The 12,816-nt window shown below is 32.7% G+C and carries 11 protein-coding genes and 1 pseudogene; 5 read left to right on the plus strand and 7 right to left on the minus strand.

The window, feature by feature from the left end:
* Positions 1–19: 19 nt before the first annotated feature.
* The gene (locus tag GMC_RS22050) at positions 20–889 is read right to left on the minus strand and encodes a LamG domain-containing protein (RefSeq protein ID WP_050813283.1); all 870 of its coding nucleotides are present in this window, start codon (positions 887–889) and stop codon (positions 20–22) included.
* Positions 890–1,398: 509 nt separating this feature from the next.
* A complete protein-coding gene (mgtE, locus tag GMC_RS0102605; RefSeq protein WP_010520671.1) occupies positions 1,399–2,748 on the minus strand; it encodes a magnesium transporter in 1,350 nt (449 codons plus the stop codon).
* 294 nt (positions 2,749–3,042) lie between these two features.
* Between mgtE and GMC_RS0102610 the strand changes: the two genes are divergently transcribed.
* A complete protein-coding gene (locus GMC_RS0102610) occupies positions 3,043–3,597 on the plus strand; it encodes a hypothetical protein (RefSeq protein WP_010520672.1) in 555 nt (184 codons plus the stop codon).
* A 389-nt stretch (positions 3,598–3,986) separates the two neighbouring features.
* Here the strand turns inward: GMC_RS0102610 and rsmA are convergent.
* Positions 3,987–4,832: pseudogene (gene rsmA, locus GMC_RS18810) on the minus strand (16S rRNA (adenine(1518)-N(6)/adenine(1519)-N(6))-dimethyltransferase RsmA); the annotation flags it as partial.
* 13 nt (positions 4,833–4,845) lie between these two features.
* On the minus strand, positions 4,846–5,154 hold the full coding sequence (locus GMC_RS0102620; protein ID WP_029489563.1) for a DUF4286 family protein: 309 nt from the start codon (positions 5,152–5,154) through the stop codon (positions 4,846–4,848).
* 153 nt (positions 5,155–5,307) lie between these two features.
* Here GMC_RS0102620 and GMC_RS0102625 point away from each other — a divergent pair, with 153 nt between their 5' ends.
* The 3 genes from GMC_RS0102625 to GMC_RS0102635 all read left to right on the plus strand — a co-directional run bounded on the left by GMC_RS0102625 (position 5,308) and on the right by GMC_RS0102635 (position 8,411).
* On the plus strand, positions 5,308–6,015 hold the full coding sequence (locus GMC_RS0102625; RefSeq protein WP_010520675.1) for a DUF547 domain-containing protein: 708 nt from the start codon (positions 5,308–5,310) through the stop codon (positions 6,013–6,015).
* A 60-nt stretch (positions 6,016–6,075) separates the two neighbouring features.
* Complete coding sequence (locus GMC_RS0102630) at positions 6,076–7,017, plus strand: hypothetical protein (protein ID WP_010520676.1); 942 nt, start codon at positions 6,076–6,078, stop codon at positions 7,015–7,017.
* A gap of 116 nt (positions 7,018–7,133) precedes the next feature.
* A complete protein-coding gene (locus GMC_RS0102635; RefSeq protein ID WP_010520677.1) occupies positions 7,134–8,411 on the plus strand; it encodes a POTRA domain-containing protein in 1,278 nt (425 codons plus the stop codon).
* Between the two features lie 82 nt (positions 8,412–8,493).
* On the opposite strand, the gene GMC_RS0102640 is transcribed toward GMC_RS0102635, so the two are convergent.
* Together GMC_RS0102640 and serS are read right to left on the minus strand one after the other, a co-directional pair.
* Positions 8,494–10,308, minus strand: a complete 1,815-nt coding sequence (locus tag GMC_RS0102640) for a tetratricopeptide repeat protein (protein WP_010520678.1) — start codon at positions 10,306–10,308, stop codon at positions 8,494–8,496.
* 27 nt (positions 10,309–10,335) lie between these two features.
* Positions 10,336–11,607 carry a serine--tRNA ligase gene (serS, locus tag GMC_RS0102645; RefSeq protein WP_010520679.1) on the minus strand — a complete coding sequence of 424 codons (1,272 nt, stop codon included), beginning with the start codon at positions 11,605–11,607 and terminating at the stop codon, positions 10,336–10,338.
* Between the two features lie 365 nt (positions 11,608–11,972).
* On the opposite strand from serS, the gene GMC_RS20455 reads away from it, so the two are divergent.
* Positions 11,973–12,395 (plus strand): HYC_CC_PP family protein, encoded by a 423-nt coding sequence (locus GMC_RS20455; RefSeq protein ID WP_138940547.1) that lies wholly within the window; start codon positions 11,973–11,975, stop codon positions 12,393–12,395.
* A 27-nt stretch (positions 12,396–12,422) separates the two neighbouring features.
* Here GMC_RS20455 and GMC_RS22055 read toward each other — a convergent pair whose 3' ends face one another.
* Complete coding sequence (locus tag GMC_RS22055; RefSeq protein ID WP_238527903.1) at positions 12,423–12,563, minus strand: hypothetical protein; 141 nt, start codon at positions 12,561–12,563, stop codon at positions 12,423–12,425.
* Positions 12,564–12,816 lie beyond the last annotated feature (253 nt).

Here is a 12,816-nt window from a genome sequence, read left to right on the forward strand (position 1 = left end):
GAAGCCACGTAAATTTGGATCAAAAAGTAATTCGCCTGTTCGCCCCAGTGCTGGTTACGCCAGCAGGATAAGTGGCTTGGAAAGTTTCGTCAATAAGTCTTGATTCTACAGCATTGTTATGCACAATACGCTGTAACTGACCATCTATATAATATTCTAATCTTGTAGGAGGTACCCAGTAAACTCCAATATTTACTGTTCTGCCACCCCACTGGCTTACAGCACGTCTTCTCCAAAAACTATTGATGTTTCTTGGTTGATAATCTCTAAAAGGTTGTCTAATGAACACGTGGTGACTTAAATGAATGCGTTCAGCAAAAAATTGATTACGCCCATCATCTCGAGTACCTCCGTAGGCCTCAATAATGTCAATTTCTTGAGTATCATCAGGACTAAGAAGCCATACATCAGATGCAAGCATGGAGTTCATTATTTGTACTCTGGCTTCAGCATATACGGGATAAATTACTCTATTTAAGCTAGTCATGCAACCACTACGTGAAGCAGCATCATAAGTTTGTACATTGTTTACTATTTTGGCTTCTCCCCGAATACGTGATGCAATGATATTTAAAGTTCCACCACTTACTGAAACATGATCTCTGGTCCAAATTGTTGGCCCAGGTCCAGGGAACGTATTCGGTCTGCCATCGGGCTGATCATGGTATTGATTGTACCATTTTGCAGCTTGGCCAGGAGGGCCAAAATTTGCTCGGTTCATGGTAGCTTCAAAAGTATAATTAAAATCGTCAGAAACTGCCTCTTGTAATTCCCAAACTCTGCCCGAACCAGCATTAGGTGCTATAGGTACATTGTCCCAATCGCGCTGGGCAGTTAATGTAAGAGATAATGGAAATAAAAATAATAGTAAAAATCTTAAATTGATCATAGCACGATTTTAGTTAATGAAAATGTTTTCGTAAGTGTGTTTGTGTTAAGTTTGTATTTAGGTCATAAAAAAACATAAAAAATGACGTAATTATTAATTTTAAGGATTTATATTTGGTTAAATCATAATAAACTATGCTTTTACTAAAAGTGATATACTGTATAAATTTTTGGTTTTGAATGCCTTAATTGAAGTGAAATTGATAAACCTAAAAATGTTAATTGTATAAAAGTAGTACAACTGACGGGGCTTCAGCTGTAGGAAGCTCTAGGTAATTTTATGAAATTGCAGTCCATTTTTTATGTAATTAGACACTGAAAAAGCATCAAATTGTGTAAAATGAATCGTAGTTGCTAATTTATAATGAGTTTTTGACTCGTTAAGGAAGCTTTAAAAAAGGATATTTTGTAGGTGATTTCCTAAAATTTGAGTTAGAATACTACTCTATTAAAGTTCGATTTATTTAATAAAATTTGACAGTAATGGCATTTTTTTGGATAGGAAGGCAATTAAAACCCGAGTATTACTTTTGAAATATAAAAGAATAAAAAAATACCAAAAATATCATTACTGGTTGTTATAAATGGTCCCGTAGCTATGGCAGGGTCAACACCTCTTTTATCAAGAATTATGGGAACAAAAGTTCCAATTAGTGATGCTATTATGATTACGGATAGCATTGAAATAGCAATAGTAAAACTCACTAAAGGTTGTTGACCAACCAAAAAGCCAAATAAAATAACAAGTAGGCCTAAGGCAATACCGTTGATCAAACTTAAACTAACTTCCTTAAATAGTCTATTTAATAAACTCCCCTTTACATTATCGTTGGCAAGACCTTGAACTATTATGGCACTAGATTGTACACCAACATTCCCTGCCATGGCTGCAATTAATGGAGTAAAAAAGAAAAGCACCGGAAAGCTTTCTAAGGCATTTTCAAAACCTTTCATAATATATACACTCCCTAACCCTCCAAATAAACCCAAAACTAACCAAGGTAAACGGGCTCTTGTTAAGTCAAGTATATTGTCATCAGCTTCAACATCGCTGGAAATACCCGCGGCTAGTTGGTAGTCTTTTTCAGCTTCGTCTTTAATAAAATCAACAATGTCATCAATGGTAATTCGCCCTACTAATCTTCCAATTTCATCAATAACTGGAATAGCTTCCAGGTCGTATTTTTGCATGATTCTTGCTACTTCTTCATTTTCGGTAGTAACCGAAACAAAATCGACCTTTGGGATGTATACCTGAGCAATATTATAATTTGATGGAGCCACCATTAAATCCTTTAAAGATAAGCGACCTTTTAATTTTTCAGAATTGTCTACCACATAAATAGAATGCACACGAGTCACATTTTCCGCCTGCGATCTAATTTCATTTAAACAACGGGTAACAGACCAGTTTTCATTTACGCTAACCAATTCTTTAGCCATTAGTCCACCAGCGGTATCATCTTCATACCTGAGTAGGTCTACAATATTTTCGGCATGATCTTCGTCTTCAATTTCGGCAATTACATTTTCAATACGATCAACAGGAAGTTCATTTATAATATCTGCGGCATCATCGGTGTCAAGTTCTTCAAGTTCTTCGGCAATTTCTTTTGCTGAAAGTTTTTTTAAAATATCCTCCCTAAAGTCTTCCTCTACTTCCATTAAAGCTTCTGAAGTTTTTTCGGCATCCAGAATTTTTACTAAATAAGTAGCTTCATCACTGGTTAAGGTTTGAAAAATCTCCGCCAAGTCAGCAAAATGGAAATCATTGTATAAACTCCTTAAGCGTGATTCGTTCTCATTTTTAATGAATTCTTTGATTTCATCAGTAAGTTCTTTTGTAAGTTCAAAAGCCATAGCTTATCCGATTAGTAGATTGGTAATTTGTCAGTAAAGATACTTACTTATCATTGAGTGGGAAGTTTTTTTTCAGCAAAAAAATATTAAGAAATTTAAATCAATAAGTTCGTTTTATTAAAGTATCAGCATAACTTATGGTAAATGACTATTTTAAGCGCGTTCATTTAACATAAATTAATAATTTATTTAATTATATATCGATTTGTTAAAGGTGTTAAACTTGCTTAAAAAGCTGAAATTAAGCTACTATAACAGTGTATGTTTAAATCAAATTAATAAAACAACTAAATTATGAAAAACAAAATTTTGGCCTGTGGCAGTTTGGCTATAGCACTATTAGGATTCGTATCATGCGAAAAAGACAATGAATCATTGGATAATGTAACCATTGAAAATGTACAACAATCGAGTGCCAAAGCACTTAAATTGAATACAGCTATAGAAGTTGCAATTAATAAATTTAATTATAACTTGATTACATTTTTTCCTGGTTTGACTGAACCAGCAGGCGGAACAGATACTGTTTCTGTAAAAGGAAATGAGTTGGTTTGGGAACAAGATTCATTTCCTAAAAGAAATGCAGAAAGCTTAAAAGAAAATGCAGTTAAAAAGGTAGTTATTAACGGTAGCGAAGTAAGCTTTACATTAAATTTAATACAGCCAGAAACTGCCGAAGCAACTGAAATTGTAAAGCTTGGGAATTTTGTAGATAAGGTTACAGGAAAATCAATTACAACACCAATTGAAAGTTTTACTATTGATTACCGCCAAAGACATGATTATGTATTTACAGTTGGATTTTCAAAAAGAAGGTTTGTAGGTTCAAAAAAACTTGCAAATTTCTAAATAGTTTTAAAGGATGATGTTGCTATTAGATTACTAGATCAAGAACAATTTTTTTATGCAGAAAAAAGTAAATGTTTAGATTGAGTTTGAACGTTGTTTTTTAAAGTATAATAAATTTTTCTTTTGGGTAATTTATACCGATTCTGATTTTAAATGACTCAAATAAAAATTCAGTATTTTTTGTTTAGATAAGAAGAAAAAAACAAAAGCGTAACTAAGGCTACGATGGCATTTTATTTTGAAGTGTCAAGCAAAAAAGAACTATTTTAAATGGAATATGTAACTTCAAAAGTAATATAATAGGACATATTTGATTGACGTGTGTAAACAAAAGCACTATTCAAAATTAATTTTGAATAGTGCTTTTACATTTATAGTAAAGTTTAAAATTACTCAGAAACCTGTATAATTTGTGTTAATTTTATAAAATCGGTTACGGCCAATTGTTCGGGTCTTTTTTGTAGTAAATCATTTGCTGCCTGTTCTAAGGGAATCTCAAAAGATTTTAAACTATTTCGCAGGGTTTTTCTGCGCTGATTAAAAGCTTGCTTAACCACGGATTTAAATAACTTTTCGTCGCAGGGTAGGGTGTAGTTTTGTTTTCTAATCAATCTAAGTATGCCACTATCTACTTTAGGAGGGGGGTTAAATACTTCAGGGTCAACCGTAAATAAATATTCTGCGTCAAAATAAGCTTGGGTGATAACGGAAAGTATACCATAGGTTTTACTACCTTCTTTTTCGCAGATACGTTTAGCAACTTCTTTTTGAAACATCCCAGTAAATTCGGGGATCAAATGCCTATATTCAATAGCTTTAAAAACAATTTGTGATGAAATGTTATAAGGAAAATTTCCAGTAATGGCAAAGGGGGCTCCATTAAACAAGGAGGTTAAATCAAACTTTAAAAAGTCGGCTTCAACAACTTTAAAAGAAGCAGTGTTATTAATTTTTTCGGCATGCTCAATAGCAAAATGAGTATTTAAATAGGTAATAGATTCAGTATCTAAATCCATAGCAATTAAATTAATGCCATTACTTAAAATATATTTGGTAAGCACTCCTGTACCAGGGCCTATTTCAACAATATTTTCATATCCATTTAAGGTAAGTGTTTTGCCAATTTTTAGTGCCACTGATTCATCGGTTAAAAAATGCTGACCTAAATGTTTTTTAGCCCTTACGGGAGAAGTACTCCCTTTTTTTAAATCATCCTTATGGTATTTTTTTTCTTTTTAGGTGAATTTTTCATTGCTCGCTAATCACTTTTAATGTCGTGCTAAAATCTACGTATTGCCCTCTGAATTTAGTGTGTTTTTGAAGGATGCTGGGTTGATCTTCTTCAAAAAAACGATCTAATAAAGTTTTACTATGAGTAAAGTACTGCGTGCTGTAAGTAATACCTCCCATTTCTTCGTCAACTTCAACTTGAGTCATAATTGCCTTATGAAATTTGTTTGTAGCAATCATGTTCGGAATAAAGGTGTCGTTCATCCATAAAAGCCAATCTTTTTCAATTTCTTCAGAAATGTTTGTGGTTATATTAAAAATATACATAAGAGCTAATTTTGAAGGCAAAGGTAAGCATTTGCTAAGCGGTAACATATGAAATAAAATCAATGGTATTTTTACGAAATGTAAAAACTAATGTAAGTAACAGATGTGCAATTCGTACTAAAGGTTGTGAATAAAATATTAAACAAAAAAATAATGAAAAAGATATCCATACTAATTGTATTTTTTATAACAAGCTTAGGATTTGCACAAAACAATACCGCATTTTTTGAAAAAGCAGATGCATTTTTTAAAGCCTATGTTACAAATGGACGTGTACATTACGATAAAATAAAAGCTGATAGTACTACTTTAAATGAGCTTTTGGCTATGATAGCAGGCGCTAAAGTTTCAAAGGCTAATAAAAATGATTTTCAAGCCTTTTACATAAATGCATACAACATATCAGTTATAAAAGGTATTGTAGACAAGTATCCAACAAAGTCGCCATTAAACATTGGAGGTTTTTTTGACAATAAAAATTATACAGTAGCTGGTCAAAAAGTAAGTTTAAATGGAATTGAAAAAGGAATTTTGTTTAAAGCTTATCCCAACGAGGCACGATTTCATTTTGTGCTAGTATGTGCAGGTTTAGGATGTCCTCCAATAATTTCAAAAGCTTATAAGGCAAGTACACTGGAAGCACAATTAACTAAACAAACTAAACTGGCATTAAACGACCCTAACTTTATTAGAGTTGATGGTAAAAAAACGAAAATATCTCAAATTTTCGAATGGTATGCTAAAGACTTTAAAGTACATGGCTCCGTTAAAGAGTTCATCAACAAATACCGTGATACAAAATTACCTGAAGATACTAAATTGTCATTTTATACTTATGATTGGGCTTTAAATAAAGCGTAAACCAAGTAAATAGATACAAATTACAACCCACCCCCTTAGTAAAATTTAAAAATATAAATTATGAAGCTAACATTAAAAATGCTGGCAGTGGCAAGTATTTCCCTAATTTCAACAACAATTACAGCGCAGGAAGAGGAGCAAGAGGCTTCAAATATTCAAACCTTTACACCTTCAAAATTATTGAGAAAAGGACAATGGGATATTAAGTTTTTTAATAGCATTTACACGCAAACAAAACAAACCGATGCAGGTTCAAAAAAGGTGGATATACCAAGACAAACTTTTTTTACCAACACCACTGAAATTTTTACTGGAGTTAGTGAAAGTTCACGAATAAACGTAGGTTTTATTTTTCAAGTGCGATCAAATGCACTTAATGGACAATCAGCCTTAGATGTATTTAGTTTTGAAGACAATGGTAATGACCGAAGATCAGGTTTGTCAACTATTGCACCATCAATAAGAGTGCAGCCTTTTAGAAATATAGGTAACTTCTCATTTACAAGTTCATTTTTTATTCCAGTCTTTGAAGATAAAGCAGATACCGTACCAACTGATGATGTATTCTCTTTTTTAGATCAACGTAGTTTTGCTTGGGATACTAAATTCTTTTACGATCGCACGTTTGGAGCAAATAAATGGCAGTTATTTACTGAATTGGATTTTAAATTTAATTTTGGAGAAAGTTCTGCAGATGCAGCGACAGATCCAGACAAAAATCAAAGCGAACGCTTTGCTAATAATAGTTTGTTTTTGCCAGCTAGCATATTTTTAAGTTATTTTCCAACATCTAAGTCAACAGTTTTTATAAATGCCCAACAATCTTTTTTAATTGATTTAGGTAATGAGTTTGCACAAAACGGAACTCAACTAGGTATTGGTGCCAAATATCAAGTAACAAGAGTAATTAATCTTGAAGGTTCTTACGGAAGGTTTGTAAGGGGTGAAAATTTTCAAGGTCTTGGAAATACTTTCAGTGTAGGTTTGAGAGCTTTATTCTAGAATTGCCCAATCAAACAATAACTTGTAGGCATTTTTGTATAATCTATTATTGATTATTACAAGAATGTCTGCTTTAGTTTTGAAATTCTTAAATTGACCAAAAAGTAAAAGTGCTTATGTTTCTAAAAAAAAAAGTAACTGTTATTTTTGCATTGTTTTTTTGTCTTTTAGCACAATCACAAACAGCGTTAGTATCAGGGGTAGAGTTTATAGGAAATAAACGTACAAAATCAACCGCTTTAAAAAAAGTAATACATACTAAAGTAAATGGAAAGTTTGATAAACAACAAATCGAACTAGATAAAAAACGATTAATTCGCCTGCCAGCTATAGCTAATGTTGATTATAAAATTGAAAAAGGGACTGCTGGGTATAATGTGTTTTTTACTGTAGAAGAAAACTTCACCTTAATTCCTGGTGCTAATGTATATACTACTGACGAAGATGAATTTGCTTTTAGGTTAAGCTTATTTGAGTTTAACTTATTTGGTCAAAATATAACTGCAGGTGGTTGGTATCAACGTGATATTTATGATTCTTTTGGAGCTAGTTTTAAGGCTCCATTTTTGTTTAGTAATAAGTTAGGTTTGGCGTTAAATTACAGTAATTTAACTACGCAAGAACCTGTTTTTTTGGATAATGGAACTGCCCAATATAAGTACAACAATACCTCGTATGAAGTTTTAGGATTGTACCAATTCAATTTTTTTAATAGAATTGAGCTTGGGGTCAATTTTTTTAACGAGGATTACTTATTTAAAAGTAAAGAGGGGGTGGGAGAGCTTCCGGATGATGTGCCGACTGATTTTAATGTGGATAAACTTTTGTACAAGTTGGTTTATGAGTACAATGACTTGGCTTTTCATTTTTACTTTGTGTCAGGATTTAAAAGTTTATTAAATTTTCAGTACGTACGTAGTAGTGATGGTGTATTGCCTAGTTTTATTATCGGTTGGAATGATTTTACGTATTATAAAAGGATACGCGAAAATGGTAATTGGGCAACCAGATTACGAATGGGACTAGCTACTAATAGTGATTCTCCTTTTGCTCCGTTTGCCGTTGACAACAATATTAATGTACGTGGAGTAGGAAATACAATTGACCGCGGAACGGGCGTAATTGTATTAAACACGGAGTATCGTCATACGCTTTACGAAAAAAAATCATTTGTATTGCAAAGTAATGTGTTTTTAGATGCAGGAAGCTGGAGAAATCCTCAGGGAGATTTTAGTGATTTTACAGATTCAGATAATTTCAGAATTTATCCAGGAGCAGGCATTCGATTTATACATAAAAAAATCTTCAACGCTATTTTTAGGATTGATTATGGTTACGGAATCTCTAAAGATGCTACCAGTGGTTTTGTGTTTGGAATTGGGCAATATTTTTAGAAAATATTTCTAAAAAAATGTTAAACTTATTTTCAATTGATATTTCTTAAAAAATGTCGTCGCCCATCGTTTCACGTGTTATTTAATTCACAATAGCGTCGCCTCGTAATTTGCGGTATTTTTTTCGTGCATCTACGTAATAAATGCTGTCCGCATGGTCAAAAATTATTTTTTCAAATAGGTTTTTAGCCTCCATAGTTTTTTCTTGCTCGGTGTATAAATTTCCTAAGGCAAAGTAGGTGTCATCAATAAGTAAGCTAGTAGGGAAAAACTGGATAATCTTTTCAAAATTAACAATAGCTTTTTCGGGCATTTCCATTTTTAAATAAAGCATGGCTTGATTGAACAGCGTCTCATCTTCAATTTCATTTCCTTTAAAGTTATCAATAATTTGTTGGTAGGTGGTAATCGCTTTTTTGTGCTGTTCCTGAAAAGTCAATAATTCGCCTTTAGCAAATAATTTTAAGGCAGCAATAGCAGTGGAATCGTCTTCTTTAGTATTGTCATCAATGGTAAGCGCCAATTGCATAGCATCATTAGCAATCAGTTGCGTTGTTGAGGCTTTTAACACATTAAGCTGCGTTTTTGCCCAATCAAAATCCCCTTTGTAATAGCTAGCTTTAGCAATCTTAAATCGCGCTTCTTGCGCAAGCAAATCCCCTTTTACTCTTTTTTCAGCTTTAGTGTAGTATATTAAAGCCTGGTTAAATTTATTGCTCAGCACCAATACATCGGCCAATAATATTTCAGTTTCAGCCTTTTCAATATTAGGTAATTTTCGTTTTAATAATTTTTTTAAAAAACTAATCGCTTCATTTTTTTTATCCTGTTTAAAACCTAAAAATCGGGCATAATCTAATAAAATACCCATATTAAATCTACCGTTGCCATAAAGTTCAATCAGTTGAAGGTATTTTTTATTTATTCCGGCATAGTTTGAGGGTGTACTAGTTTCTGTTTTAATTTGCATGATTGCTCTATGCGCATTTACTTTAAAGGATTCTATTTCGGTATTGTCAATAACAAAATTTAAAATTTCTTCTGACACATCATAGGCCTTTTCTTTTCTGGTGGTATACGCTAAATTAATCAGTTGTGGGATGCCATCATCGGTTTTTTTGTAGATTGCTTTTTCTTGTAAAAAGGCTTTCCTAAATTGTTTTTCTTGTACAAAAAGCCAGCTAAGCAATTCATTATATAATATGTCAGGCTCGGTTTGGTTTTTCTTTAGGAGTGTCTTTCTGAAAATGACATTTGTTTCATTTTCAGGATCCTCGGTAATAAATTCGTCCATACGGCGCTTAATCAATCCAGTATAATTTGGTTTTTTAAGCATATAATCTAAGTAGCTGGAAAACATATTGCCAAAATCACCCAATTCGCCGTACATACGACCAATTTCCAAATCGTATACAAAATTAGGATTGTATTCCATGGCAATTTTATAACACGTAATAGCAGGTTTTAATAAATTATATTGTTGTAACGCATTACCAATATAGCTTCCGTTATTAGGCTTTTCTTGGAGCAATAAAACTAATGTATCAAAGGTTTCTTCTGCCTTTTCTGTCTGTTTATTTAAATTATACGTTACTCCTAACTCTACCAAATAAATTAATTGCTCAGGATTATCGCGTTGACTTTTCTTTAAAATTTCAACAGCATCATTAGACTTATTTAGTTGGCGGTAACATTTAGCTAAGCCTACAACTGCCTGTGAATTTGTAGGATTCCTTTTGTAAATAGATTCAAAACTAATTAGGGCCTTTTCAAATTTCCCTTGCTCGTAGTAGCTACGTGCAATTTGAATGTTTTGAGTAAAACCCAATTGAATACCAAAAAAGAAGATAAAAGCAAAAAAAATACGCATAAAGCTAAGATAGCAAAATGCGTACATTTTTTAACTCTTTATAACATACAATACTTACTCAATAGTGTCAAAACCACAATAAGGAATTAATACTTCAGGTATTTTAATATTATTTTCCGTTTGGTAATTTTCTAAAATACCAGCCAATACCCGTGGTAACGCTAATGAACTTCCGTTTAGGGTGTGCGCCAATTTGTTTTTGCCATCAGTGTCTTTAAAGCGTAGCTTAAGTCGATTTGCCTGATAAGTTTCAAAATTTGAAGCGGAACTAATTTCCAACCAACGATCCTGGGCGGTTGAAAATAATTCAAAATCATAAGTAATCGCAGCGGTAAATCCTAAATCACCACCACATAATCGTAAAAGGCGGTATGGTAATTTAAGTTCGCGTAAAATATCCTTAATATGTTCCACCATGCCATTAAGAGCAGCATATGAATTTTCAGGTTTTTCAACCCGTACAATTTCTACTTTATCAAATTGGTGCAAACGATTTAAACCTCGTACGTGAGCACCATAGGATCCAGCTTCTCTCCTAAAACAAGGCGTGTACCCCGTATAGGTAATTGGCAAATCACCTTCCTTAACTAATTCACCACGTAGCATATTAGTTATGGGCACTTCGGCAGTAGGAATTAAGTATAAATCATCGCCAGTAACATGATACATTTGTCCTTCTTTATCAGGTAATTGTCCCGTACCGTAGCCGCTAGCTTCATTAACTAAATGAGGTACTTGTACCTCTTTATAACCTGCTGCTGTATTTTTATCTAAAAAATAATTTATTAAGGCACGTTGTAAGCGCGCGCCCTTTCCTTTGTATACCGGAAATCCAGCGCCAGTAATTTTAACACCTAATTCAAAATCAATTAAATCGTATTTTTTAGCAAGTTCCCAGTGTGGTAATGCATTTTTAGGCAAAGTGGGCACAGTGCCTTCGGAAAAAATTTCTTCATTGTCCTCGTCAGAATTTCCTGTAGGAACTAGTGTGTTTGGAATATTAGGAATCGTGTAAAGTAAACCATTCAACTCCTCCTGAATAGCATTCAGTTGATCTCCTAAATTTTTGGTAGCTTGCTTCAACTGTCCAGTCTTTTCTTTTAAAATGTTGGCTTTTTGTTGTTCGCCACTTTTAAACAACATGCCAATTTCTTTGGAAAGTTTATTGGATTCCGCCAGTTTTTCATCCATACTCGCCTGAGTACTTCTGCGATTTTCATCCAAAGAGATCACTTTTTCAAGCAATGTTTTGGCGTCAATATTTCGTTTTTGAAGCGCAGCGCTGTAGGCTTCAAAATTTTCTTTAATTAGTGCTACTTGCAACATGGTGCTATTATATTTGGGCGTACCCCTCTGGGTCGGGTCTTCCGCTGTATCTTTTTTTGTTAATTCCTTCACTACGTTACAGAAAAAACAAAAAAAGGATGCCGCTGCAACCCCTTACGCAATGTGAAGCAAATTTAAACAAACCAACCAAAAAACGATAAATAGTATTTGTCAATTTTAAAAAAATGTAAATGAAGATCTTTTGGTAATATATAATCTTATAAATAGGTTATTTTAAGATTTATTGGGTGCCAGTAAAAGGGTTACTATAATTGTCATTTAAAACTAGAAAATTAGAACAGTTACACTATTTAGGTATTAGTAAACAAGAAAAACCTATTCTTTTTTTGTATTTTTACCTTATAATGAAAAAAGTATTCCAAAAAATAAGTGCGCTAGTATTAACTATGCTAGTTGTGTTTGCGACAAGTTCGTTAAGCATAAGTACCCATTTTTGTGGAACACGATTAGTTACCTATAGTTTTACTGAATCACTTAAAACTTGTGGAGGGGATGTAACTTCAAAAGCAACTCCGTATTCTTTTTCGCTTAAAAGAAAATCTTGTTGTACTAATAAGCATATTTCAAAAAAAGGACAGCAGGAATTATTTCAAAAAAAACAGGTAGAAGCTTTAGAAAAGATTTCTTTAAATACAGCAAATCAGCTTTTTCATAAAAACTATTTACTGTTTCAATTTGCCTTAAACAAACAAACGTATTTTGATAAATACGCTCCTCCAATTATTTTTATGGATAGGAACGTGCGCTTTCAGCAGTTTATCATTTGATTTTGTCACTTCGTACTAATGTGTAATTTACTTTTTTACAGGTTGTATTGAATTTTTTTTCAGTATATCTGCACATTGTTTTTCTAAATTAAACCATCTGTTTGATGCAAAAGTTTTGAATAATGTTGTTGCAAAAACCTGTTTGGTTTTACTTGGTACGGTCTTCATAATTCTTGTTTTTGCAACGCACAAAATCAAGATTTTTTATAATCAATCCTTATTAAGTTTCTGACAGTTTTAGAAGGTGCAACTTACTTATTACTTCCCAAAAAGGTAGTTATTCTATTGTTTCAAAAAGTAAAATAAGTCAATCTTTTCCAAAAGTCAATTATAATACCATTACCTATGTGAATTTACCGAATTAAAATGTGCTTTTAGAAATTATACGTCAACACAAAAAAGAACTGTAGCACATATAATG

This window comes from Aquimarina agarivorans (genome assembly GCF_000218485.1).
Classification (GTDB): domain Bacteria; phylum Bacteroidota; class Bacteroidia; order Flavobacteriales; family Flavobacteriaceae; genus Aquimarina; species Aquimarina agarivorans.